The 24,245-nt window shown below is 61.9% G+C and carries 20 protein-coding genes and 2 pseudogenes; 10 read left to right on the top strand and 12 right to left on the bottom strand.

The genetic code is table 11. The features are described 5' to 3' along the window. Positions 1–6 precede the first annotated feature (6 nt). Genes mftC through mftA form a run of 3 tightly spaced genes read right to left on the bottom strand, consistent with a single transcriptional unit; the run spans position 7 to position 1,320 of the window. Positions 7–966, bottom strand: a complete 960-nt coding sequence (gene mftC, locus RJT68_RS20090; protein WP_407038286.1) for a mycofactocin radical SAM maturase — start codon at positions 964–966, stop codon at positions 7–9. Next, on the bottom strand, positions 956–1,198 hold the full coding sequence (mftB2, locus tag RJT68_RS20085; protein WP_407038285.1) for a mycofactocin biosynthesis chaperone MftB2: 243 nt from the start codon (positions 1,196–1,198) through the stop codon (positions 956–958). Before mftB2 ends, mftC begins: the two co-directional genes overlap by 11 nt. A gap of 2 nt (positions 1,199–1,200) precedes the next feature. Continuing rightward, on the bottom strand, positions 1,201–1,320 hold the full coding sequence (mftA, locus tag RJT68_RS20080) for a mycofactocin precursor MftA (protein WP_407038284.1): 120 nt from the start codon (positions 1,318–1,320) through the stop codon (positions 1,201–1,203). A gap of 125 nt (positions 1,321–1,445) precedes the next feature. Between mftA and mftE the strand changes: the two genes are divergently transcribed. Next, the gene (gene mftE / locus RJT68_RS20075; protein WP_407038283.1) at positions 1,446–2,576 is read left to right on the top strand and encodes a mycofactocin biosynthesis peptidyl-dipeptidase MftE; all 1,131 of its coding nucleotides are present in this window, start codon (positions 1,446–1,448) and stop codon (positions 2,574–2,576) included. A gap of 396 nt (positions 2,577–2,972) precedes the next feature. On the opposite strand, the gene RJT68_RS20070 is transcribed toward mftE, so the two are convergent. Both RJT68_RS20070 and RJT68_RS20065 read right to left on the bottom strand, forming a co-directional pair. After that, the gene (locus tag RJT68_RS20070) at positions 2,973–4,130 is read right to left on the bottom strand and encodes an alcohol dehydrogenase catalytic domain-containing protein (RefSeq protein WP_407038282.1); all 1,158 of its coding nucleotides are present in this window, start codon (positions 4,128–4,130) and stop codon (positions 2,973–2,975) included. A 228-nt stretch (positions 4,131–4,358) separates the two neighbouring features. Then, positions 4,359–4,796 carry a nuclear transport factor 2 family protein gene (locus RJT68_RS20065; RefSeq protein WP_407038281.1) on the bottom strand — a complete coding sequence of 146 codons (438 nt, stop codon included), beginning with the start codon at positions 4,794–4,796 and terminating at the stop codon, positions 4,359–4,361. A 190-nt stretch (positions 4,797–4,986) separates the two neighbouring features. Here RJT68_RS20065 and RJT68_RS20060 point away from each other — a divergent pair, with 190 nt between their 5' ends. Then, the gene (locus RJT68_RS20060) at positions 4,987–6,189 is read left to right on the top strand and encodes an MFS transporter (RefSeq protein WP_407038280.1); all 1,203 of its coding nucleotides are present in this window, start codon (positions 4,987–4,989) and stop codon (positions 6,187–6,189) included. Positions 6,190–6,297: 108 nt separating this feature from the next. Further along, positions 6,298–7,440 (top strand): acyl-CoA dehydrogenase, encoded by a 1,143-nt coding sequence (locus RJT68_RS20055; protein ID WP_407038279.1) that lies wholly within the window; start codon positions 6,298–6,300, stop codon positions 7,438–7,440. 116 nt (positions 7,441–7,556) lie between these two features. On the opposite strand, the gene RJT68_RS20050 is transcribed toward RJT68_RS20055, so the two are convergent. The 3 genes from RJT68_RS20050 to RJT68_RS20040 form a co-directional block, all read right to left on the bottom strand. After that, complete coding sequence (locus RJT68_RS20050) at positions 7,557–7,973, bottom strand: cobalamin B12-binding domain-containing protein (protein ID WP_407038278.1); 417 nt, start codon at positions 7,971–7,973, stop codon at positions 7,557–7,559. A gap of 265 nt (positions 7,974–8,238) precedes the next feature. Further along, entirely contained in the window at positions 8,239–9,315 is a 1,077-nt protein-coding gene (locus RJT68_RS20045) for an LLM class flavin-dependent oxidoreductase (protein WP_407040420.1), read from the bottom strand. A gap of 191 nt (positions 9,316–9,506) precedes the next feature. Next, positions 9,507–9,812 carry a putative quinol monooxygenase gene (locus RJT68_RS20040; protein WP_407038277.1) on the bottom strand — a complete coding sequence of 102 codons (306 nt, stop codon included), beginning with the start codon at positions 9,810–9,812 and terminating at the stop codon, positions 9,507–9,509. A gap of 205 nt (positions 9,813–10,017) precedes the next feature. On the opposite strand from RJT68_RS20040, the gene RJT68_RS20035 reads away from it, so the two are divergent. After that, positions 10,018–10,299: a ubiquitin-like small modifier protein 1 gene (locus RJT68_RS20035; protein WP_407038276.1), complete on the top strand. Its 282-nt coding sequence runs from the start codon at positions 10,018–10,020 to the stop codon at positions 10,297–10,299. Here RJT68_RS20035 and RJT68_RS20030 read toward each other — a convergent pair whose 3' ends face one another. Further along, positions 10,300–11,955 carry an aldehyde ferredoxin oxidoreductase family protein gene (locus RJT68_RS20030; protein ID WP_407038275.1) on the bottom strand — a complete coding sequence of 552 codons (1,656 nt, stop codon included), beginning with the start codon at positions 11,953–11,955 and terminating at the stop codon, positions 10,300–10,302. 1,081 nt (positions 11,956–13,036) lie between these two features. On the opposite strand from RJT68_RS20030, the gene RJT68_RS20025 reads away from it, so the two are divergent. Together RJT68_RS20025 and RJT68_RS20020 are read left to right on the top strand one after the other, a co-directional pair. Then, positions 13,037–14,734 (top strand): acyl-CoA mutase large subunit family protein, encoded by a 1,698-nt coding sequence (locus RJT68_RS20025; protein WP_407038274.1) that lies wholly within the window; start codon positions 13,037–13,039, stop codon positions 14,732–14,734. Positions 14,735–14,893: 159 nt separating this feature from the next. After that, on the top strand, positions 14,894–15,859 hold the full coding sequence (locus RJT68_RS20020) for an alpha/beta hydrolase (protein WP_407038273.1): 966 nt from the start codon (positions 14,894–14,896) through the stop codon (positions 15,857–15,859). Between the two features lie 298 nt (positions 15,860–16,157). Here RJT68_RS20020 and RJT68_RS20015 read toward each other — a convergent pair whose 3' ends face one another. Beyond that, positions 16,158–16,835, bottom strand: coding sequence for an IS6 family transposase (locus RJT68_RS20015; protein ID WP_407038272.1), 678 nt, complete (start codon positions 16,833–16,835; stop codon positions 16,158–16,160). A gap of 56 nt (positions 16,836–16,891) precedes the next feature. Here RJT68_RS20015 and RJT68_RS20010 point away from each other — a divergent pair. From RJT68_RS20010 to RJT68_RS19995, 4 genes and pseudogenes are all read left to right on the top strand, one after another. After that, a pseudogene (locus tag RJT68_RS20010) lies at positions 16,892–17,530 on the top strand (DUF120 domain-containing protein); the annotation flags it as partial. After that, a pseudogene (ribB, locus tag RJT68_RS20005) lies at positions 17,514–18,193 on the top strand (3,4-dihydroxy-2-butanone-4-phosphate synthase). The pseudogenes RJT68_RS20010 and ribB, both read left to right, overlap by 17 nt. A gap of 95 nt (positions 18,194–18,288) precedes the next feature. After that, positions 18,289–19,932, top strand: a complete 1,644-nt coding sequence (locus RJT68_RS20000; RefSeq protein ID WP_407038271.1) for a class I adenylate-forming enzyme family protein — start codon at positions 18,289–18,291, stop codon at positions 19,930–19,932. 42 nt (positions 19,933–19,974) lie between these two features. Continuing rightward, positions 19,975–21,618 carry an aldehyde dehydrogenase family protein gene (locus tag RJT68_RS19995; RefSeq protein ID WP_407038270.1) on the top strand — a complete coding sequence of 548 codons (1,644 nt, stop codon included), beginning with the start codon at positions 19,975–19,977 and terminating at the stop codon, positions 21,616–21,618. A 362-nt stretch (positions 21,619–21,980) separates the two neighbouring features. On the opposite strand, the gene RJT68_RS19990 is transcribed toward RJT68_RS19995, so the two are convergent. Both RJT68_RS19990 and RJT68_RS19985 read right to left on the bottom strand, forming a co-directional pair. Next, positions 21,981–22,238 carry a hypothetical protein gene (locus tag RJT68_RS19990; protein ID WP_407038269.1) on the bottom strand — a complete coding sequence of 86 codons (258 nt, stop codon included), beginning with the start codon at positions 22,236–22,238 and terminating at the stop codon, positions 21,981–21,983. A gap of 680 nt (positions 22,239–22,918) precedes the next feature. Then, complete coding sequence (locus tag RJT68_RS19985) at positions 22,919–23,674, bottom strand: IclR family transcriptional regulator (protein ID WP_407038268.1); 756 nt, start codon at positions 23,672–23,674, stop codon at positions 22,919–22,921. Between the last annotated feature and the right edge of the window lie 571 nt (positions 23,675–24,245).

Here is a 24,245-nt window from a genome sequence, read left to right as displayed (position 1 = left end):
TGACGATCAGTCACCCGAGAGGATGGCTCGCAGCTGCGGGTCTTCGCCGTTCGGATCTCCACTTCCCATTGCCACCGCGGGACACCCCTCGTTGTCTTCGACCCGGTTTCGAAGGGATGCAATCTCGTCCCACGCCCGCCGGAACCCGTCTTCGGTGACGTTCCCGGATGCAAGGTCGGGCCACTGGGTGAATGCACACGGGTAAACGTCGCCGACGGGGTCGACGAGACAGGTCATCGACCCGGCGCCGCACCGCTTCAGCGTGTTGTTCCGAACCTCACCGAGGGCGTTGAGGTAGAAGAAGGAATCGCCCGTCCGGACGTCCGGACGCTCCTCGAGCCAGCCGTGGAGGAACTCGATCTGGTCCCGTTCGAGCCGGAAGCGGTCCCAGGTGTCCTCGCCTCGCCCGCTCGGGCGGAACCGGTTGAGCCGAAGGCCCGCACCGTGTTCCGCCGCGAGGTCGTAGATCTCCGGGAGGTCGTACACGTTCTGCCGGGTCACCACCGTGTTCACGGTTGTCCCGATATCGCGGGACTCAAGCCGCGAGAGCGTCTCGACGACCGTCTCGAAGACGCCCTCGCCGCGGATCGCGTCGTTTTCCTGATGCAGGCCGTCCATGCTCACCTGCAGGAACAGCGGGTCCATCGCTTCGATCCGATCGAGCGTCTCCTCGTCGAGCTGTGTCCCGTTGGTGCTCACGCACGTTGAGATGCCGTGGTCGGTGAGTACCTCGATCAACTTGAGCATGTCGGGACGGACGAACGGTTCTCCGCCGCCGATGTTGACCTGGAAGACGTCCATCTCGTCGAGTTCCGCGATGAACGCCATCGCCTCGTCAGTGGTGAGCTCGTTCGGCCGCTGGTGGCCGGGGCCGCTCCCCGACAGGCAGTGGTCGCAGTGGAGGTTGCAGCCGAGGGTCACCTCCCACGTGATCGTTACGGGTGCCGAAAGCGGTTCACTCCTCATGGATCAACAGCTCCCGTTCGACGAGCGTGTCGACAAGTTCGGCGTCGTACTCCCGTTCGACTTCGGCGCGCGACCGCCCGTCCCCGACGAACTCGAGCGCGTCGACGACCACCTCGTTCACCTCGTACAGCGAGGCGTCCTCGTAGCCGTAGTTTTCGTGTTCGTAGACGAACCCGTAGTCCGCTTCCCTGCGGTATTTCACGTGAGCCGGTTTTCGGACGAGTGCGGTCATGGTCAGTAGACGCCGCAGATCCCGTCGATCCGGAGCTCTTCCGAGATCAGGTCCTCCTCGATATCGGGTTCCTCGTCTCCGTCTCCGTCGACCGTTCCGTCCTCCGATGCTGTCTGTGACATATGTTTCCATAGACAGCAGAGTCGTATATAGATTTGGGGGGTGGATTTGGAGCGGCGGTAACGGAACGTCGTTACGAACTTCGCTCGAGACGGGGCCCGCCGTAGCTACTTCGAGCGTGACGCGAGTGGCCGTCGTCACCGCGCTGCGACGAGCGGTCGCTTCAAAGACCTGCCGTTTTGAGAGCGTCACTCGCCTGATTCGAAACAGACATGAGCTACGAAAAGACGGGCGGTCGCGTCGGATACGCACTCCGAGCGCCGGCGATGCGGATTCAGTCCGCCGTCACCGACTCGAGGGTGCCCCCAGCGTAGCCGTTCTCGGCGACTTCATCGGCCCGACGAACCGGAGCGAGAATCGACAGGCGACCGGTACCGATCACCCCCTTCCAGTCGTTCGGCGAACGGTCGTCCTTTCGTCGACGTCCGAGGGAGTGTTCGAAAACGTACTTATCGCTGGCCGTCCCAGACGGGATATGGAATCCGACGAGCGGATCACGCTGACGGATCTCACGTGGCGAGAGGTCGAAGCCGCCGTCGACGCCGGGCGAACGACCGTCATCGTTCCGATCGGAGCGACCGAACAGCACGGACCGCACCTCCCGCTCGAGACGGACTCCACCATCGGCGAGGCGATCGCGAGACGTCTCGCCGGTCGACGGACGGACGCGCTCGTGGGCCCGACGATCCGGTTCGGACCCTCTCACGAACACGATCAGTTCCCCGGTACGATTTCGATCTCGTCGAGTACGCTCGCGAGACTCCTCGAGGAGTACGTCGCGTCGCTCGAGCGAAGCGGCTTCGAACGGGTCGTTCTCGTTCCGAGCCACGGCGGCAATTTTTCGGTCGTCGAGACGGTTCACCGGGAACTCGCTCGCTCGAGCGTCGTCGACGTGGTCGCGATCGCCGACCTCGGTCGGTACCTGGAGTTCCTCAACGAGGGACTCGAACGCGCCGACGTCGACCACCGGGAGCCCGTCGTCCACGCGGGAGCGATCGAGACCGCACTCATGCTCGCGGTCGCTCCGGAGAGCGTCCGAACGGATCGGACGTGTGCCGGCTACGACGGTCCGGTTTCGGCGTCGGAACTCTATCGTGACGGGATCGATGCGTACTCGGAAACCGGCGTTTTGGGGGATGCTCGACCGGCGACTGCCGACGCCGGCGCCACGATTCTCGCCCACCTCGTCGACGTGTACTCCGCTCACATCGACGCCGAATTCGACGCACTCGACGCCGAGCGCGACGGTGGTCGGTAAGTTCTCACACGAGACGGCCGACAGGGATGTGCTCCGTAGGGGCTGAATGCTACCGTCGATGACCGCTCCGGGACGACGTTCGCCCCTTCGGAGCGACGTTCGACCGCATCGAGTCCAGTTACGATCGGCCAAACGGGTCGCTCTCTGAACGCATCGGACGCTCACTACGAAGCGTGGTGGAGTGCGTCGGAAGATCGGACCGGATCGTATCGACTCGTCTCGCCCCTCGAACGACTCCAGACCAGGGTGAACTACGCAACCAGTCTTCGAGACGCGGGACGGATAATCCCGCGGAGAAACCGGGACGAACGCTTCGCATTCGACCCCTTCAGGGTGGACGCCCCCTCTCTCGTCGTACCGAAAGATGGAGACGAACGGTTTCCTCGGCGGATCCGCTTACGAGAATTCGACGACACCCCTGATGTTCTTCCCCTCGAGCATGTCGCTGTACCCCTGGTTGATCTCGTCCAGGCTGTACGTCTGGCTCACGAGCTTATCGAGCGCGAGGTCGCCCTCCTTGTACATCTCGAGCATCCTGGGAATGGCGTAGTTCGGCGCCCAGCCGCCGTACAGCGAGCCTTTCACCGTTCGCTCTCCCATCGTGAAGTTGAAGAGGCCGCCGGTGCGAACCGGGAGGTCGATCCGGTCGGCGTCGAGCGGACTGGACGAGACGGTGACGAGTTCTCCGCCGTTTCTGATCGTCGCGTACGCTTCGCCAACTTCCTCGGGAAGAGCGATACTGCCGGTGAAGATCGCACAGTCGGCCATTCGGCCGTCCGTGAGCGATGCGACGAACTCCTCCGGCGTCTCCTCTTCGGGATCGACCGTGTGGGTCGCGCCGAACTCGTGAGCCATTTTTCGTTTGCTCTCGAGCGGGTCGACGACGACAATTCGATCGGCGCCCTGATAGTCCGCCGCCATCACCGCACTGGCACCGAGTCCGCCGAGCCCGAACTGCACGACTGTATCTCCCGGCTCAATGTTCGCCCTGTTCGTCGCCGATCCGAACCCGGTCGCCGCGCCGCAACCGGTGAGGGCCACGATCGAGAGGTCGACGTCCTCCCGAACCGAAACCACCGAGTCTTTGTGCACCACGACCTCATCGGCGTAACAGCCGAGGTACGCGTACTGACTCACTTCGGTTCCGTCCTCCAAGTGCATGTTGTAGTCGCCGTGCATCTGGGGTCCCTGGAGCATCCCCGCACCCCGGACGCACAGCTCCTGGCGACCGTTCGCACAGAACTCACACTTTCCGCACGCCGGCATCCACGTGAGGGCCACGTGATCGCCGGGTTCGACGTGTTCGACGGCCTCTCCCGTCGCCTTGACGACGCCCGCACCCTCGTGACCCAGGGCGCAGGGGTAGTGTTCGACTTCGTTATCACCCGACACGACGTGCCAGTCACTGTGGCAGATCCCACACGCTTTGACGTCAACGTGAACCTCGTTCACGCCCGGCTCTGCGAGGTCGACCTCGCCGACTTTGATGCTGTCGTGTGCTTCGTACCGATCATCGATTCCACTGTCCTCGACGTACGCCACTTCGGTTTTCATTTTGGATACTCACTCCACTACGTCGGTTGTAAGACCACGTGTGCGACCCTCTGCTGTGGTCACTGTTATCAGGGATCCTTCAGGCTATAAATCTAGGGATCGAGAATCAACGACTGAGACGACGAGCGGTCGATCCGCTCGAGAGCGAGCGGGAGTTCGGTGGCCGGCACCGCCGCGAATCGAACGCGTCGCCCCGGTCGTCGACCCGTGGTCGGCCGGTCGGACGACTCAGACGTGAAACCCGTCCGTATCCCTGGTGACGTTCGCCGCGATCCGGTCGAACTTCCACTCGCCGTCGATCCGGCGGTACTCGTCGTCGTACCACCCGAGCACGTACCCCTCGCTTCCGTCGGTCGCGATGTAGAAGACGAGCATGTACCACCGCCCCGCCGCCTCGTCGCGGTCGATATCGATCCGCGGCATCTGTGCGGTGTGGACGCTGAACTCGTACATCTCCTCCAATCCGCGTCCGAACGCTTCGATCTCGTCGCGTCCTCGAAGCGTCTCCTGCGGGTAGTCGACGACGGCATCGTTCGCGTATAACGAAACGAACTCGTCCCAGTCCCCGGTGTCGATCGCTCGATCGATCGCGTGGCTGTACGCCGACCGTAGCCCGCAGATCTGCTGGTAGTCTCTGACTTCTCGAGCCAGGTCTTGTTGTGCCATACCGTCCCATCATCGACCGGCGGTAAATGCGTTTCTTCCGTTATCACGACCCGCACCAGCGCTTCCGCGACTGTGACCGACGCGAACCGCATTCCGCAGGGACGGACGCGCGGATCTCGGCAAAATCGTTCCGTTTGAGGATATTGAAGAGGCCGGCGATAGTTCCAGAAACCGGTGACTAGTTCGCGACGTGTACCCGCTTCCAGCACTAAAAGACGGCACACGAACCCTCTGGGGTGACGGCCGAGGAAAGACGCTCGTAGTCGTCGCGGCGGGATGGGGACTCACGATCGGCGGGCGAATGATCTATCCGGTGTTGCTTCCGCACCTGCGAAACGCCTACGACTTCGGCCTCTCCACGGCCGGCGTCCTCCTGACCGTGTTGTTTTTCGCATACGCAGTCGGTCAGTTACCGAGCGGGATCCTCGCCGACCGAATCGGCGAAGCCAAGACGCTGGTGCTGAGTATGGGGATCTCCGCAGGTGCGATCCTGCTGATCGTGACCGCCACCTCGACCCCGTTCCTGTTTTTCGCCACGGCCGTATTCGGGTTCGGCGTCGGCCTCTACGCCATCGCTCGGTTCACCGCGCTCAACAACCTGTATTCGGAGCACTTCGGGACGGCGATCGGCGTGACTAACTCCGCCTCGGAGATCGGGCAGGCGTTGCTCCCGCCGGCGGCCGGGTTCGTCGCAGTCGCGATCGGCTGGCAGTTCGGATTCGGCTTCACGATCCCGCTGTTCGTGCTCGTCGCGGGTGCGCTCTGGATCACCGTTCCGGAGCGCCCCGAGACGGACGCCAGCGCCGTCGAGACGCTTTCGCTCGAGACCGGACGGTACGTCATCTCTCAACTCTCTCAACCGTCGATCGTCCTTGCGACGACGATCTTCGTCCTCGGAATCTCGGTCTGGCAGGCGTTCACCGGCTTCTATCCGACGTACCTGGTCGAGGTGAAGGGACTATCGACGACCGTCGCAGGCACCATCTTCGGCCTCTACTTCGCGCTCTCGGCGCTCGTCCACCCCATCTCGGGGACGATCTACGATCGGCGGGGGCTTCGACACACATTCCTCCTCGTGGCCGTCTCCGTCGTCGCGCTCGCGGCCCTCCCCTTTGTCGAGGGGACGTGGTCGCTCGCCGCGATCACCGTTCCGCTGAGTTCGCTTCTCGCGTTCGGAACGGCCACGGAGTCGTACCTCGTCGACGCGCTCCCCGAAGACATGGAAGGAACGGGGTTCGGAGTGCTCCGGACGGTCAGCTTCGGGCTCGGTGCGGCAAGTCCGGTCGTGTTCGGCGCGGCCGCAGATCGCGGCTTTTTCGACGAGGTGTTCCTCTCGCTGGCGGTCGCCGCGGGCGTGATGATTCTCCTCGCCGTCCGAATCTCAGACGCCTGATTCGAACGTCGAGACGCTCACTCGCCGGGTTAGTGTTCCGTGGGTTCCGGAGTGCTGTCGGACGATACGAGAGGAACAGCTATAACGGAGACGAACAAATGGCGCGTCATGGACTTTCGGCTTACCGACGAGCAGCGCCAGATCGTCGAGATGGTCGCCGAGTTCGTCGACGAGGAGATCGCTCCGGTCGCCGATGAGATCGACCACGACGACGAGTTCCCCCGCGACCTCGTCGCCGAGCTCGCCGACCTCGGGTTGATGGGGATTCCCTTCCCCGAGGAGTACGGCGGCGCCGGCCTCGATTACCACTCGTACCCCGCGGCCCTTGAGGAGATTTCACGGGGGTCCGGGGGTTTGGGAACGATCGTGGCCGCCCACATCTCGCTGGCGGGGAACATGCTCTACGAGTTCGGCGACGAATCGCAGAAGGAGACGTACCTGACGCCGCTGGCGGAGGGCACCGATATCGGAGCGTTCGCGCTCTCGGAGGCGGGCGCGGGCAGCGACGTGCCGTCGATGGAGACCGTCGCCGAGAAGGACGGCGACGAGTACGTGATCAACGGTGGGAAGCTGTGGATCTCCAACGGCTCGGTCGCCGACACCGTCACCCTCTTTGCAAAGACCGACCCCGACGCCGGGAATACGGGTATCTCGTCGTTCGTCGTCCGTCCGGAGGAGGACGACGGCTTCGTCGTCGAAGGAACCGAGGAGAAACTCGGCGACAAGGGGTGTCCGACCGCCGAACTGCGCTTCGACGACCTCCGGATTCCCGCCGACCGCTTGCTCGGCGAGGAGGGCGACGGCTTCGTCCAGGCGCTGAAAACCTTAAACGGCGGCCGGATCACCATCGCCGCCCGCTCGATCGGCATCGCCCAGGCCGCCCTCGACGAGGCCCTCGCGTACGTGGACGAACGGGAACAGTTCGGCCGATCTATCTCGGAGTTCCAGGCAATCCAGCATAAACTGGCCGACATGGACACCAAAATCAGGGCGGCGCGGTTGCTCATGCACGACGCCGCCGACAAGAAGATGCGCGGGGAGACTTTCATCAAGGAGGCCGCCCAGGCGAAACTCTACGCCAGCGAGGTCTCCCGCGAGGTCGCCAACGAGGGAATCCAGATCCACGGCGGCTACGGCTACACCAAGGACTTCCCTGCCGAGCGGTTCTACCGGGACGCCAAACTCAACGAAATCTACGAGGGTACGAGCGAGGTCCTTCGTAACACGATCGCCAGAGAACTGCTACGCTGACTCCGTCGGCTCCCAGACGACCGCCGGTTCCCGTTCTGGTCGACTCTGAACTGAAACGCCCGGAGCAATACCCTCGAGTCGAGACGCCGGCGACCCAGGTCGAACGCGACCGTCGCTCACCGGTTGGACGCGTTCTCGCGGACGAACTCGATCGTCTCCTCGATCGACGTCCCGGGGCCGAAGATGGCCGCGACGCCCTCCTCTTTCAGCCCCTCGCGGTCCTCCTCGGGGATCACGCCCCCGACTAACACGAGCGTGTCGGCTTTCGCGTCGTACTCTTCGAGGCCGTCCATGATCTTGGGGACGAGGGCGTCGTGCGCTCCCGAGAGGATGGAGATGCCGAGGACGTCGACGTCCTCCTGGACCGCTGCTTGAACGATCTCCTCGGGCGCCCTGTGTAACCCGGAGTAGATGACCTCGAAGCCCACGTCCCGGAACGCTCGAGCGATGACGTGGGCCCCGCGGTCGTGCCCGTCGAGCCCTACTTTCGCGACCATACACCGGATCGTCTGCTGATCCTCTTCGATGCTCATGCTACGACGTTTTCGCGGAAGCGGTATGATTCTATCGACGGGACGTCTCGACTGCGTATCGCTTCCGCTCGCGCTCGTCGGGACCGGGCGCCCTCGAGGCGAGGATGAGTCGACGGTCCGATCCGAGGCGTGTACTGCGCGACGACGTGAAGGCGGCGGACGAAAACGAACCGAGTCCGCCACACCACCGGTCCGGACGAGGCTGAGGCCGAGTCACGACCGATGTGTGGCGATTCCGACCGGCGCTTTCGCCGTTGGTGGACGGTTACGCACCCGGGTACTTTTCTTCGAGCGTCGGCGCGATGTGCTCCATGAAGTGTTCCAGCTGTTCGTTCTCCTCTTCAGCGGTGAGTCCGCCCGCCTCGAACGCGAGGCCGAGGTGGAAGTCCTCGTACCCGCACTGTTCGCCGATGCTCAGGATTTGATCGGTGAGCTCCTCCGTATCGCCGGCGAAGGCCATCTCGGCTTCGTGGATCTCGTCGATCGTCACCACGTTGTTGATGTAATCTCCGGGCTCGCCGCCGAGCAGGTCGGCGAGCATCCCCGCCAGCGCGAAGTTGGAGTAGTGGGAGTTGGTGTGCTCCATCCCGCGTTTCCACCGCTCGAACGTCTCGTCGTCGTGGACATCCGTGTTGAAGAAGTACGAGATGTACGCGAAGCCGCGATCCTTCTCCTCGTCCCAGCCGTACTTGAGCGGTTCGCCGTCGTGCTCATCCAGGCGGTGGGGCCAGCCGGCCTCCTCGGCCGCGTCGTAGTAGACGTCCATGAATTCGGGGGCCATGTCCGGCGGAACGCCGATCGCCGCCGTGTTGAACCCCTGCTGTGTGACCCACGAGGCCGACTGCGGGGAGAAGATCGGCTGCCAAATCTGGGGGTACGGATCCTGCAGCGGCTGGGGGAACACGGAGAACTTCTTCAGCTTCGTCCCGCCGGCGACGGCGGGGTGCGGACTCCCGTCGTACATATCGCCTTCCTGCCAGTGGAGGATCTCCTCGGAGTCGTACTCGGAGACCTCGTCGTCGAAGTAGTCCTTCGTCATCCGGTGGTGCCACTTCGTGTAGGACGGCGGCAGCGTGCTCCACTTCCCGTCGTAGGACATCACGTCCTCAGTCCAGGCTTTCAGGAGGATCTCGAGGTTCTCCTCGTGCATCATCCGGTTTTTCTCGTTGTCCATCACGGTCGAGTAGTTGGGACCGAGGATTTTGATCTCCCGGGGCTGGTACCCCAGGGAGATCCCGATCTCGGCGCGACCGTCGCTGAAGACGTCGAGCGCGGCCGTCTGCTCGGCGAACCGGATGGGGTCCCGAAGCGGGAGCACACAGCCCAGCTGAGCTACCTTGATGTTCTTCGTCTCGGGTCCAGGCTACCACTCGACACAGCGCGACAAAAATGTGGCGCCTCAATCGCGGGATACGGTGTGAGATTCGAGCCCCTTCGAAGCGACCGAGTCGGTCGACGACCGTGCGGCGTGGCGGTCGCAGACGCTCACCCGTCGGGAGATGAACGGAAAAGGGGACGCTTCGGCTTCGAGACTCAGAACTCGAGTTCGGACGAACTCTCGACGTCGAACTGGGTCGCGTCGATCTCGCCGGCGACCCAGTCCGCCAGTCGCTCCTCGAACGCTTGGACGTGTTCGGTCTGCATGTGGGTCTCGAACGCGTCCTCGTCCTCGTACTGCTCGGTGAACCGGAACACGCTGGGATCGTCGACGTCCATCGCGACTCGATAATCGACGATTCCGTCTTCCGCTCTCGATTTCTCGGCGAGTTCGGCGAAGAACTTGCGCGCTTCCTCGCGGCTGTCCGGGTCGATCGGAACCGTTCCGTGTACGACGAACATGGCGTTAATTCGTATGATCAATCAGAATAAAAGCGTTTTTACACATGTGAGATAAGTGACTGCCGTGGCTACGAAAACAGGCTGCGAGTCGACGGGAAATCCCCCCGAAGCGACGCCGCCCGTCCGACGGTGGCTGGTTCTCCCTTCGGGAACGTCCCGTGAGCCGACCCTCGAATTTAATTCGTCTCCGTAACGATACCCCGGTATGGAAATCGTCTGCAAGCTGTACGGCCCACCGCAAGAAATCGTCGGCAGAAAACGGGTGCGCTGTGCGGTCGACGACGGTGCGACCGTCGAGGACGTACTGGATGCGTTGATCGACGAGCACCCGGACCTCGAGGAGTCGCTGTACGACGCCGACGGGTCGCTTCGGGACTCCATCGGCGTCCTCGCGAACAGAACGAACATCACCCGACGAGAAGGCCTCTCCACGCCGGTCGACGACGGGGACGAACTGCTGATCACTCCGCCGGTTCACGGGGGGTGATCAACCGCTGATCCGCTCGTCCGGGACGGTCCCGTCTCGGGTCCATCCTCGCAGCGAGTAGTACTCCTCGAGCCCGTCTTCGAAGTCCGGGATCTCGTACGGAAGCGTGTCGTCGTCGCGATCCATGCCCCGCTGATTGTTGAAGTGCCGCTCGTGTTCGACGACCCGTTCACCCACCGCAAGCAGGTCGTCGATGTCGGCGTCGAACAGCTGTTCGGTGTGGGATTGCATCATCTCGCCCGACGAAGCCGAGTGCGAACAGATGATCCCGCTGTCCTGGAACGCCCGCCAGTTTTCCCGCCGCACGAGTATCGACGGTTTGCCGTCGAGCCCGTGCTGGTCGATCTCGCCGGCGTATTCCTGTTCGAGGATCGTCGAGTACATGTGGTCTGCACCCCGGTTTGCGACGGCGTAGGAGAGCCCTTGTCCGTGAACGACTCGACCGTCGTGACCGGGGAACTCGAGACCCTTGACCGTCCAGTTCTCCACACCGAGGTCGTCGTGGAACCGATCGACGCCGTCGGCGAGCGTATCGCCGATTCCCTCGCGGTGGGCGATCTTCTCGATGAGGTCGTGAACGAGCTCGGCGTTGCCGAACTCGTCTTCCGCCTCGAGGTACGCCGAAATCGCGACGCCACAGGAGATCGTGTCCATGCCGAGGTCGTCACAGAGGTCGTTCGATTTCATCACGTTGAGGAGGTCGCCGACGCCCGCGTTCGACCCCAGCGCGTACACCGTCTCGAACTCGGGACCCTCCGTCTCGAACCCGGTCTCCTCGTCGTGCGTGGGCAGCTTACACGCGAACGCGCAGGCCGAGCAGGTCCCCTTCTTGTACTTCTTCTCCTCGACGGCGCTGCCGCTGATTCGATCCGCCTCCTCGAACGACTGCTCCGAGAAGTAGCGCGTCGGGAGCGAGAAGTTGTCGTTGATCATGCCGGTCGCAAACGCCGTTCCCTGCCGTTTCATCATGCTGTCGGACGTCGCGGCGGCCCGGTGGATCTCGGACTGGACGTCCTCCGGAATGTCGACGCTGGGCGTCGACTCCCCGCGGATCGAAACGCACTTGACGTTCTTCGCGCCGAGGACGGCGCCCATTCCGCCGCGACCGAACGCGCGCGAATCGCTAGTCATCACGGCGGCGAACCGAACGCGGTGTTCTCCGGCCGGACCGATCGTCGCGAGGTGTTCGCTCTCGAGGCCGTGACGGTCGTTCATCTCCTCGGTGACCTCCGACACTCGAGCCCTCTCCAGCTCCGGAACTTCCTCGAACTTGACCCCGTCGTCGGTGACGTGGACGGCGACGAGTTCGTCGCTCTGGCCGGTGATCTCGACGGCGCTGTAGCCGGCACCCACGAAATTACGTGAGAGGAAGCCACCCGCGTTGGTCGAGACGAGTCCATCCGTCAACGGTGAGACGCTCGTGATGTTCATCCGACCGGTGAAACTCATCTGCGAGTACTGCATCGGACCCGAGGTGAGGAAGAGGCGGTTTTCGGGACCGAGCGGGTCGACGTCGAACGGCGTTCGTTTGTGGGCGAGCTTCACGGCGACGCCGCGACCGCCGACAAAGGTCTCGAGGACGTCGTTGATCGGTTCAGTCCGATACTCCCGTTCTCTAACGTCAATTGATAGCAATGGGCCTGCTGCGTGGAGCATACATGATGGTCTCTAGGCGATGGAATAAATGTGTCGGATACGTCTGACTCCCTCCCCACATTATTTTTGGATTTGGCGAAGAATAAAAAATCACGGAGAGACCGAATCGAACTGCGCGACGGTGAGTTCCGGTAACGGAGCGGACAATCGGAGTCGAACGCGCCGAAAATGCGTTACGACCGCGATAACGGCGGGAATCCAGGTATTCGCTCCTGAATACCTACTCGACCGCCGGTAATGCCGTACTGGTTCGAAGGCGGTGGTCGCGAAGCCGGTTGGGGTTTCCTTGAGTAACCGGAAACGGCCGACAATCGGGCCGACCTCTGACGCGTTGAGCGGTACGTCGCCACAAACAATGGTAACATTTATCATTTAATCGATTGACATGTGGTTCGCTATCTCTGACAGGCATTTATTAGCCAATACTCTCCGATACAACGGCTGAAGACGGGAGATCTTCTGATTATCTTTCTCTCATTTGTCCGGTAAATTCGGATGAGAACGAGCACACTGCCGGATCCCAACCAGTAACATTAGTACAATTGTTACGGAGAATTGAGCACTGTTTACCACGGTATATCTTAACTCACCAATAACAGTGGTACTAACGTTATCGGATTATCGACGCTGGTACTACCATTAGGTATTCAGCGCTCGATCTCGGAATCTCCTGCCATTTGTGACTGCTACACAATAATAGTCTGCTATCATACCGCTAATTTTTCTCGGTAGCGACGGATCATCAGTTCGCTTATCTCGGACCCAATAATGTCGATTCTAACGGTTAAATAGTGATGTATGTGGCTGGGCGAGCTCTACCTACGAATGACAGTTTGTTCGCTATGCCGGATAGAGTGCACGGCCGTCAGCCGTGATCGTTGCCATAAATAATGATGATTTAAGGAATTAGATCGCGTAAAGCAGTTCGGTAATATCGGAGAAAACGCTTCTCTATCCGGCCCACGACCCTCCTCAAAGTCGAAGCCCATCGACGACGGTGGAATACGGGATAATCGAAGGTGGACCGAACGCTCGATTCCCCATGACAAGACTTTAGAGTCTCGGAGCAGATCACCTATCTATGTTCGACCAAGACGAGCTAGATCGGCTCCGCGAGCGACGGGAGAGCTGGGAGGCGAACACGCTGGAACCGTTCCTGGAACGCGGCGAGCGGAAGGATCGGTTCGCGACGGTCTCGAACCACGAGGTCGATCGGCTCTACACCCCCGAGGATGTCGCCGATCTCGATTTCGAGGAGGATCTGGGCTTCCCGGGCGAGCCGCCGTACACCCGTGGGCCGTACCCGACGATGTATCGCGGCCGGACGTGGACGATGCGCCAGTTCGCCGGCTTCGGCACCGCCGAGGAGACCAACGAGCGGTTCCACTACCTCATTGAGCAGGGCCAAACCGGGCTCTCGACGGCGTTCGACATGCCCTCGTTGATGGGACTGGACTCCGATCACCCGATGAGCGAGGGCGAAGTCGGCAAGGAGGGCGTCGCGGTCGACACCCTTCGCGACATGGAGATCCTCTTCGACGGCATCGACATCGGAACCGTGTCGACGTCCTTTACGATCAATCCCTCCGCGGCTGTCATCTACGCAATGTACATCGCGTTAGCCGACCAGCAGGGTGTCCCCCGCGAGGAGATCCGCGGGACGCTGCAAAACGACATGTTCAAGGAGTTCATCGCCCAGAAGGAGTGGGTGATCCCGCCGGAACCCGCGCTCGACGTCGTCACCGACACGATTGAGTTCGCCGTCAAGGAGACGCCGAAGTTCCACCCGGTCTCGATCTCGGGCTACCACATCCGGGAGGCCGGCTCGACGGCGGCGCAGGAGGCGGCGTTCACGCTCGCCGACGGCTTCGCCTACGTCGAGGACTGCCTCGATCGCGGGCTCGACGTCGACGAATTCGCACCGCTGCTGTCGTTCTTTTTCAACTCGCACAATTCGGTGTTCGAGGAGATCGCGAAGTTCCGGGCCTCCCGCCGCCTATACGCGAAGGTGATGGAAGAGTGGTACGGCGCGGAAAAACCCGAATCCAAGCGCCTGAAGTTCCACACGCAGACGGCGGGCCAATCGCTGACCGCCCAGCAGCCGCTGAACAACATCGTTCGCGTCACGCTCCAGGCGCTGGCGGGAGTCCTCGGCGGCACCCAATCGCTACACACCAACAGCTTCGACGAAGCCCTCGCCCTCCCGAGCGAGAAAGCGGTTCGCGTCGCCCTCCGCACCCAGCAGATCATCGCCGAGGAGTCGGGCGTCGCCGACATCGTCGATCCGATGGGTGGGAGTTTCACGATCGAGAAGCTCACGAACGAGATGGAAGCCGAGATCATGGAGTACATCGAGGAGATCCGGGAGCTCGGCAACAGCTCCGTGCGCGACGGCGTCCTCGAGGGGATCGACCAGGGCTACTTCCACCGGGAGATCGGCGAGGCGAGCTACGAGTACCAACAGCGCGTCGAGCGCGGCGAGGAAGTCGTCGTCGGCGTCAACGAGTACACGATTACCGAGGATACGTCGCCGGAGATCCTGACGATCGACGAGACGACGCGCGATCGACAACTCGAGCGACTCGAGCGCGTCAAGGCCGAGCGCGACGATGAGGCCGTCGACGTGACTCTCGAGTCGCTGTCGAAGGCGATCGAGAACGACGAGAACGTCATGCCGTACATCGTCGACGCGGTAAAGGCCTACGCGACGATGGGCGAGATCATGCGGGTCTTCGAAGAACAGTACGGACAGTATCAAGAGGAACTCACCCCGGTCTGATTACCGATTCTTCGCCGAGCACGGTCGTGGGTACCGCTCGACTGGGGACTCGAGGCCGGGTGGTCTGCAAACCGAGTATCGTGCTCCGATCTCTTGCTACTTTTTGTCATGACAATTAGTCCCATAAGCTTAAGAGAAGTGAGAGTCAAACGACGAGTGATGGCGACAGAAGAATCCGACGCTTCGTCCGGGGATGCACCGCACCCAGAGATCGAAGGGATGCTCGAGATGATGAGCACCATGCCGTCGCCGCCGTTCAGGGCACTCTCGGCGGAGGGTGCGCGGACGATCGCCGGCGAGATGTTCCCGCTACCGGACGACCCCGAACCGGTCGGCGACGTGATGGACCTGCTCATTCCGGGTCCCAGCGGCGACCTTCCCATCCGTGTGTACGTTCCCGAGGTTGAGGGTCCGCATCCGGCGCTGATCTACCTCCACGGCGGGGGGTGGGTGGTCGGTGACACCGACATGTTCGATCCGACGTGTCGCGCGCTCACGAACGCGGCTGAACGCATAGTCGTCTCGGTCGATTACCGACTCGCGCCGGAACATCCGTTCCCCGCCCCGGTCAAAGACTCCTACGCGGCCGCCGAGTGGGTGATGGAGAACGCCGAGGCGATGCAGATCGACGCCGACAGGGTCGCGATCGGCGGCGATAGCGCGGGCGGACAGCTCGCGGCGTCGGTCGCTCAGCTGGCTCGCGATCGGGACGGGCCGTCGTTCGAACGGCAGGTGCTCATCTATCCCGTCACGGACTACGCGTTCGACACTCCCTCTTACGAGGAAAACGCCGAGGGATACCTCCTGTCGAAGGCGGATATGCAGTGGTTCTGGGAGCAGTACCTGCGCGACGAGATCGACGGGCGAAACCCCTACGCCGCCCCGCTCCAGGCGAACGACCTCAGCGACTTGCCGCCGGCGACCGTTGTGACCTGCGGATTCGACCCGCTGCGAGACGAGGGTGCGGCGTACGCTGAAAAACTCGAAGAGGCCGGCGTCGACGTCAATCACATCAAGTACGACGACTGCATCCACGGCGCCATCCAGATGCTCGTCGAACCTCTGAAGTTGACAAGGGCGGAGGAGATGATCGAGGACGTCGCCGCGGATCTCGCCGCGGAGTAGGCGGTCCGAAATCGCATAAAACGGGACGGTCCGGTCGACCCGATTTCGACGCGCCCGCCGAGAGATCGGATGTCGAACGTCTCGACTACCGAGCATCGGCCCGATCGAACCGGGCCGACCGCGTGTGGAATCTGTTGTTCATCTCACGTTCGGTACGCTTTCGTAGGGTCGCGTGTAACGGTGATTGTGATAATGGTAAGCATGGGGATCGCCCAGCACAGCGAGCTCACCGTTCTCAGACTGCTCGCCCTCGAGGGCGCAAACGACGGCGACGTCAAAATCTCGTGTTCGGCACTGTCTAGTTTAGCACCTCCGCTGGTGTCTGTCCGTTAAGTGATTGATGTGGTCGTTGTGTGTTATAATAATGTATGAACTGTTCAAGCCACTCTCTGACGCTCGCCCGACTGCCCACCCACGAGTTATGGAAGCGGTCAACCCGCATTTTGAGGGTATGAAACCACTTTTCAATCAGGTTTCTCTCGACGTAGTCAAGCTGACCGCTCAATCCTAACCGGGAGAGGGCAGTCAGATATCCGTAGCCATCAACAAGAAACACCGTGTCGTCGAGATCGTGTTTTTCGGTCAATCGATGCAGGAACGCAGCAGCTGGATCGGTGCCTCGCCGTCCGAAGACAGCGGCATCAAGGATGAGGCGTGAGTCTAGGTCAATTGCAGCGTATACCCAAGACCAGTCTCCGTTAATCCTGACAGCGGTCTCATCAACTGCGACCCGCGACGGCGAAGCCGTCGGCGGGTCTGGTACGCTGTCAGCCAGTCGATGTACCCAGTGCCAGATTGCCTGATGAGAGCGTTCTACGCCGACCAAGCGAAGAATTGCTTGTGTCTCCCGGAGCGAACAACCGGTTGTGTGGAGGCGGACGGCGAACACCCTGACGGGCGTCGCCGTCCGCTCACGCTCCCAAGATTCATCAAATTCCGTCGCGTAGCACTCGCTGAGCAGGTCTGCGAGCTGCATGCCAAAGTAACTCTACGACCTGCTCGTTTCTCAAACTGGCCTAACTAGACACTGCCTCGTGTTCCATGCTGTCTGACGACCTAGACGTCTCGAACCAGACCGTTTCGCGGCGATTACAACGGCTCGAGAGCGCGGGTCTCCTCGAGCGCGAGGAGGTCAACGACGGGAAGTGGGTCGCGATCACCGAGAACGGCGAGCGACTGCTTCGATCCGAGTTCGAGGACTACCGACGAATCTTCGACGGCTATACTGACGTCGAACTGCGAGGCGTGTTGACGAGCGGAATGAGCGAGGGCCAACACTACATTTCGTTGCCCGACTACAAGCGCCAGTTTCGGGACCGGCTCGAGTACGCGCCGTTTCCCGGTACCCTGAACGTCGAACTCGACGACAACAGCATCCGTCGTCGGAGCGCGCTGTCCGTGCTCGAATCGGTGTCGATCGACGGCTGGGAGGACGACGACCGGACGTACGGACCCACTGAATGTCACCCCGCGATGATCGGCTGGAGATTATCGCGCCGGTGAAACTGCGAAACCGTCGACGGCGAGACGTATGAGCCCGTGCACGCGACCGTTCCGGAACGAACGCATCACACCGTCGATCAGCTGGAGATCATCGCGCCGGTGAAACTGCGGGACGAACTCGACCTGACCGACGGCGACCACGTCACGATCCATGTCGAAGAGAACTAACCTTCCCGGCCGATCGGTGGCCAGCGGGACGGTCGATCTCGCGCTCGATTCCTTCCGCCGCGGCGAACCCGTGTTGATCCGCGACGCGGCCGATCGGGAGGGCGAGGGTGACCTCGTCTACCCCGCTTGAGCCGTCACGCCCGACGCCGTCGCCCGGCTCCGAAACGACGCCTGCGGCCTAATCTGCGTCGCGCTCGGCCACGAGGTCGCCGAGGCGTTCGACCTGCCGTTCTACGCGGACGCGGTCGACCACCCCGCGACGGGCGATCACAATCTCGGCTACGACGAGCGTTCGTCGTTTTCGCTCACGGTGAATCACCGAGAGACGTATACGGGAATCACGGACAACGACCGCTCGCTGACGATTCGCTCGCTGGGCGAGGCGGCCGCGGAGCCCGACGAGACCGACTTCACGGCGCGGTTTCGCGTTCCCGGTCACGTCCACCTCCTGAAGGCCGCTCCCGGTCTGCTCTCCCGCCGAGAGGGTCACGCCGAACTCGGCGTCGCCCTCGCCGAGGCGGCAGGCCTCCCGCCGGCGGTCGTCGTCTGCGAGATGCTCGACGACGGGACCGCGAAGCGCTCGACCCCGGGGACGCCCGCGCCTACGCCGACGAGCGCGGCTTCGTCTATCTGGTGGGAAGTGCCGTCCTCGACTCTCTCTAGTAGGGACCGCTTAGGGCGAGGTCGACCGGTAGGGAGTGTCGATTCGCTTCGAACACGTACCTATAAGGAAAACCGATCCGTTGGACGATAGCAGGATGGAGTTCAACTTCGACCTCGGCGTGAGCGACCAGGCTGACTTTATCGATTCGACCCGCCGATTCGCGATCGGCGACCTGCTTCGAAAGCGGGCCCGAACCGACCCCGACGCGATCGCGGTTCGCGGGCGGGATCGCGAACTGTCGTACGCGGAACTCGAGTCCCGTGTCAATCGCCTCTCGAACGCGCTCCTCGAACGGGGCTACGAACCGGAGGAGTCGACGTTCGCGATCCTCTCGGAGAACCGCACCGAGTTCGTCGAGGTGATGTACGCGAGCGCGACGCTGGGATGCCTGATCGGCGCGCAGAACTGGCGACTCGAGCGAACGGAACTCGTCCACTGCATCGATACCGTAGATCCGGACGTTCTGTTCGTCTCGGGGCGTCACTTCGAGAAGGTCGAGTGGATCGAAGCGGACGGCGAGGCCGATCCGGAGTACGTCGCCCTCGACGACGTGGCCGACGCGCCGTCGTCGACGGTCGCTTACGACACCCTCCGCGAGCACTCGGATTCGTCGCCGCCGCTTCCGGCTCGAAGCATCGATCCGGAGCAGGGGTTCGTCGTGATGTACACGTCCGGGACGACGGGCCTTCCGAAGGGGGCCGTGATCAGCCACCGCGCCGAGTTCGCCCGCGCCCACCAGGTCATCGTCGACTACGGCCTCAAGAAGGGCGATTCTTACCCGAGCTGGGCGCCGATGTTCCACATGGGCGGGATCGATTGGATAATCACGACCGCCGTGCTCGGCGGAACGTACTATCCGATCGACGGGTTCGACACGGATCGGATCGTGGATGTACTTCGGACGGCGAACTCGCCGCTCAGCTGGCTGATCCTGTTCCCGGGAACGCTGGATCGGATACTCGATCGTCTCGAGGAGGCGGCAGCGGAGCGTGCGGACTTCCAGGAGATCCGATCGGTCGGGGCGTTGCTCGACCTGATGAACGCTGAAAAGATCGCGCGGATTACCGAGATCCTCGACGCGCCGGCCCAGAACACGTACGGCTCGACGGAAGTCGGTCACGCCACGTCGGGGAACAAGGTGGCGCCGGGCGTCCCGCCCGAGGGATCTCAGCTGGACAAAGCGGAGTCCCCGTTCATCCAGGTGACGGTCGTCGACGACGACGGAAATCACGTCGATCCGGGTGAGTCGGGCGAAGTCGCGGTGAGAGGTCCCACGCTCTGCAGCGGCTACCTCGACAATTCGGACGCGAACCGAACCGAGTTCGAAGACGGGTGGTTCCACACCGGCGACATCATGGTCTGGAACGAGGACAGCACGTATAGCTACGTGAACCGCCGGAAGTACCTGATCAAAAGCGGCGGAGAGAACATCTACCCCGCCGAAATCGAGGAGGTGTTGTTCCGACACGAACTGGTCGAGGACGTCACGGTCGTTCGAACGCCCGACGGCAAGTGGGGTGAAGTCCCGAGAGCGGTCGTGGGGACGTCCGAGCCGGAGGAGGTCTCCCCGGAGGAACTCCTCGAAATGGTCGAAGCGGAACTGGCGAACTACAAGCTCCCCCACTACATTCAGATCGTCGAACCGTCGGCGTTCCCGCGAAGCACGACCGGAAAGATCGTCCGAGAGACGGTGGAGGAGTGGCCGATCTCCGAAGAAGACCGCGTGAGACGCGTTTAAAGCTGAGAACGGCTATTGCAGTGGTGAAATGTTCGATCGTCGGTGGATCGCGCCTCTTGTGAGATATCGTATAGCATAGTTTTATTGCTACCGTGGAACACTAGCCGGGTGGGTTCAGTTATGTCATCCATGCAAACCCGGAACTACAGGGGGAGGACCGACGACGTGAACGACGACGTGCTTGAGCGACACCGCGAAGCGGCGGAGCCGATCCAGGATCGCTATCAGCTGTACATCGGCGGCGAGTGGGTCGAAACGGAAGACGGTGACGTCGTCGGGTCGCTGGACGCGATCACCGGCGAGACGCTCGCGGAGTACCACCGAGGGACAGCGACGGACGTCGACAGGGCCGTCGACGCGGCCGAGGAGGCCTACGAGAGCGAGTGGGGCGACCTCTCGTGTTCGGAGCGGGCGGAGTACCTCGAGGAACTCGCGGACGCGATCGAAGAGCGCGGCGAGTTGCTGTCGACGATCGACACGCTCGAGACGGGCTTTCCGATTCTGACGACGCCCGCGCTCGTCCAGCAGACGGCCGATCAGTTGCGGTACTTCGCGTCGGTGGCGCGGTCGGCCGACAAGGGCGCGGTGCCGTCGGCCGGCGAGATGGAGAAATGCCACCACATCTACACCAAAGAGGAGCCATACGGCGTCGTCGGGCTCATCACGCCATGGAACGGCCCGTTGGGGAACCTCGGCGTGAAACTGGCTCCCGCGCTCGCGGCAGGGAACACCGTCGTGTACAAACCGTCCCCGCGCGGCGTCATCTCATCGTTCGAGGCAATGAAGATCATCGACGACATCCTACCGGCCGGCACGGTGAACATGGTCCCCGGTACCGGCCCCGACGTGGGGGAAGCCATCTCTTCTCACACCCGAATTCGAAAGGTATCGTTGACCGGGTCTACGGGTGCCGGACAGTCGGTGATGAAGAATGCTGCGTCGAACATCAAAGCCGTCTCGCTCGAACTCGGAGGAAAGTCCCCGAGCATCGTCTTCCCGGACGCGGACCTCGAGACGACCGCACAGGGTGTCGCGATGGGCATCTACGGGTTCAACGGAGAGGTCTGTACGGCCGGTTCGCGGCTGTTCCTCCACGAGGACGTGTACGACGAGTTCCTCGAGGTACTGGCGGAGACGGCCGGACACCTGTTCCAGATGGGCGATCCACTCGAGGAGGGAACGATGCTCGGCCCCCTCATCGACCACGAGCACCTCGACCGCGTGCAGTCGTACGTCGACGGCGCTGTCGAAGACGGTGCGACGCTGTACATGGGCGGTGAGAGCCCGGATATCGAGGGACTCGGCGGCGCGCCGTTCTTCGAGCCGACCATCCTCACTGACGTCGACAACGACGACACCGTGGCCTGCGAGGAGGTGTTCGGTCCCGTTCTGACCGTGTTGGAGTGGAGCGACCGCGAGGAGATGCTCGAACTGGCCAACGACACCGAGTACGGGCTGGCCTCCGGGATCTGGACGACGGACCTACGGACGGTACACACCGTCAGCGACGAACTGGAGGCCGGCGTCGTCTGGGTGAACTGCTACAACGCCTTTCAGACGGGCGTCCCCCACGGCGGCTACAAGCAGAGCGGGATGGGCCGCGAGATGAACAAGATGGCCTACCACGAGTACCGCCAGACGAAGACGGTCAACATCAATCTCTCCGATACCTGGCCCCGGATGTGACGGAGGTCGGCCGTTTCGGTCGGCGGTCTCTTGTCCTCGTCTGCCCGCCACACCGCCTGGCGCGATCGGTTCGCCGATCGGCTAGCGACTCGCTCGTGACCCGAGGTGTATCCCCGCGAGAAACCTGTAGGTCAGCGAGTGCCCGCTCTGGTAGCTGATCCCCCACCGGGTGCACACACCGATCCCGTTGCGTGCGCATCCGTCGACGATCTACGACCCTCCAGGTGTTCCGAAACGGGCATCATGTTCTCGCTCGAAGGATGGGGTCGACGATGTCCTGCGGTTCGATCCCGGGCGCTTCGGTCTTCGGCCGATCAAACACGCGCCGAACGGCTTCCAAGAGGACGTCTTCGTCGGTCGCGTCAATCCCCCCGCAGCTTGAATGACAGTTCCTCGAGGGCGCCGGAAGCCGTGATCGTCGGTTGCGGCCGGATGTAGGGGTCCTCGCCGTTGAGGATATCGTGGATCGCTCCCTCGTCGTCGACGATGACGCGCACGTTGATGAGCTTTCGCGTCTTGTCGGCGGCTTGCCCGAGTTCGTAGGAATCCGGCGCCCGACGACACATCCACGCCGTCGACACCCAGTTAATCCACGGGTCACTCTCGAAGAACGGTGCCAATCGATCATCTCTGCCGCCGCGGAAGTTCTGTCCGGACTGTGGGAACTCCGAACTTGACCGTCGATCGCTTCCGAACCGCGACGAAATCGCATCTCCACTGTCATTCGAGTACCGGAGCCTGAGTTCGAAGCCGACGAACCGTACGTGCTCGCGATCGTCTCGCTCGGACCGATCAGTCTGACGGGGTGCCTCGAAAACATGGCCCCTGACGACGTCGACATCGGACCTTCAGTATCGGTCGGCGTTCGCGAGCGAGACTCCGGCGAACGGTTCGTCGTCTTCGGCCTGCAGTAGTGCGTTTCGGCGAAGTTAGCGTCATCCAGGCCGATTCTGAATAGCTCGTAGACCAGCTGACCGGCCTTGCGAGTCGCTGGGAGGCCGGTGTGGGTACACAATGAAAGTACCTGCACTCCCGCCGGTCGCCCCGATGCGCGTGATTTTGAGCCAATACAGCGACCAGCGGCCGCCTGACTAATGTGGGAAGAGACGCCGGGACGTTCTGCGGTCGCGAAGTCGGGACGGGATCTCGTTTGAGACACGTCGCTCGGTCATTAACACCATAGTGGCGTTCGTACGAATCGACGATTACGATCGCAATCCGGCGGTCGAACACAACCTGTTTCGGCAGAACGCCGTCAATCTCGCCGGCCCCTAGCGGTTCCACAAGGCGCTCACACCAATCAAGAGTGCATGTAGTTGACCTCGATAACGTTGGCCGCCTCCAGAAGTAACTCCGGGAACTCGTCAGCAAGACGTTCGTCCGAGAACCTTCTGACGGGGCCTCCGAGTCCGATCGCGCCGACGACGGTCCCGCGAACCACCAGCGGAACGCCGATAGATCGAACACCCTCGACCTGTTCTTCGAGATCCAGTGCGTAGCCGCGTTGTTCGATAGTTTCGAGATCGTCGAGAAGGTCTTCGCGATCGATAATCGTATTCGACGTCGCCACCGGTAGTCCGCGTTCGTCGAGAATGTCGTCGATACGCTGGTCGGGGAGGTGCGCCAGGATCGCCTTCCCTGGGGCGGTGGTAGTGAGTGGAAGTCGCTGACCGGGGCGGACGTTGAGACTGACCGCTTCGTCGCCGGTGGCGGCGTCGAGCAACACGCCATACCCGTTCTCTTCGATCATCAATGTCGAGTGCTCCCCCGTTTCGCGTGCGAGTTTTCGGATATTTGGACGTGCTGCCTTATATACCGCCATGTCGCGACGGCGCTGTTCGCCGAGCTCGAGGAACTTCGTGCTTAGATAGTACTTGCCGTCCGACTCGATGAGATATCCCAGCATGAGTAGCGTCTGGAGGTAATCGTGTGCCGTGCTTTTCGGCATCTCCATCGCCTCCATCACCTCGGAGAACGTCACGCCGTCGCACCGACCGACGTGCTCGAGGAGATCGAGCGTCCGTTTGGCCGTGTTGACTGACACGCCTTGTCCCATGATATCTATCGATTGAACTGGCCGATATTAAACCTATCCGGTATAACTGGACGGACGTGTCGAAGTCGAACACGGTTGCCCCCAAGACAGTGGTAAGAATACGGTACCCGTGGTGTGCCGTCCTCTACGACGGCACACATCGTCAGTTAGCTTAGAGTTGACTTATTGCTTCCTTAGGGCTTATGACGCTTATACAGAGCGAGGGTGTTTCCGGTATGATCGACTGGTAGCAGGAATGGTTCCCATCGCAAATGCCAAAGAAATTCGCAATCACAAAGCGGCACGTGGACGTATGTACCATGCGATTTGCAGTACTGGATTCCGGTACATCCACACTCGCTCTAACCTATCCTCAATCCGTCTCTGCGGATCCTTCGACTATTTCCTCAATTCGACCAGTTTATATATGATCGGATATAGGGAAAGGGGTAGTCTTTTCAGGCTGGTGGCGGAGATGAACCGACGAACAATTTTCTGACGAGAAACGGACCCTGCAGCAGAGAGTAACAGTGGTTGCTCCAATCGTCCCTATTATAACAACCGGCATACGTCCTTGAAAATCCATATATAA

The sequence above is a fragment of the Halovalidus salilacus genome (assembly GCF_031852275.1).
In the GTDB taxonomy this organism is placed as follows: Archaea; Halobacteriota; Halobacteria; order Halobacteriales; family Natrialbaceae; genus Halovalidus; species Halovalidus salilacus.
The sequence above is the reverse complement of the archived record's forward strand: the minus strand, read 5'-3'. Positions and strand labels throughout refer to the sequence as shown.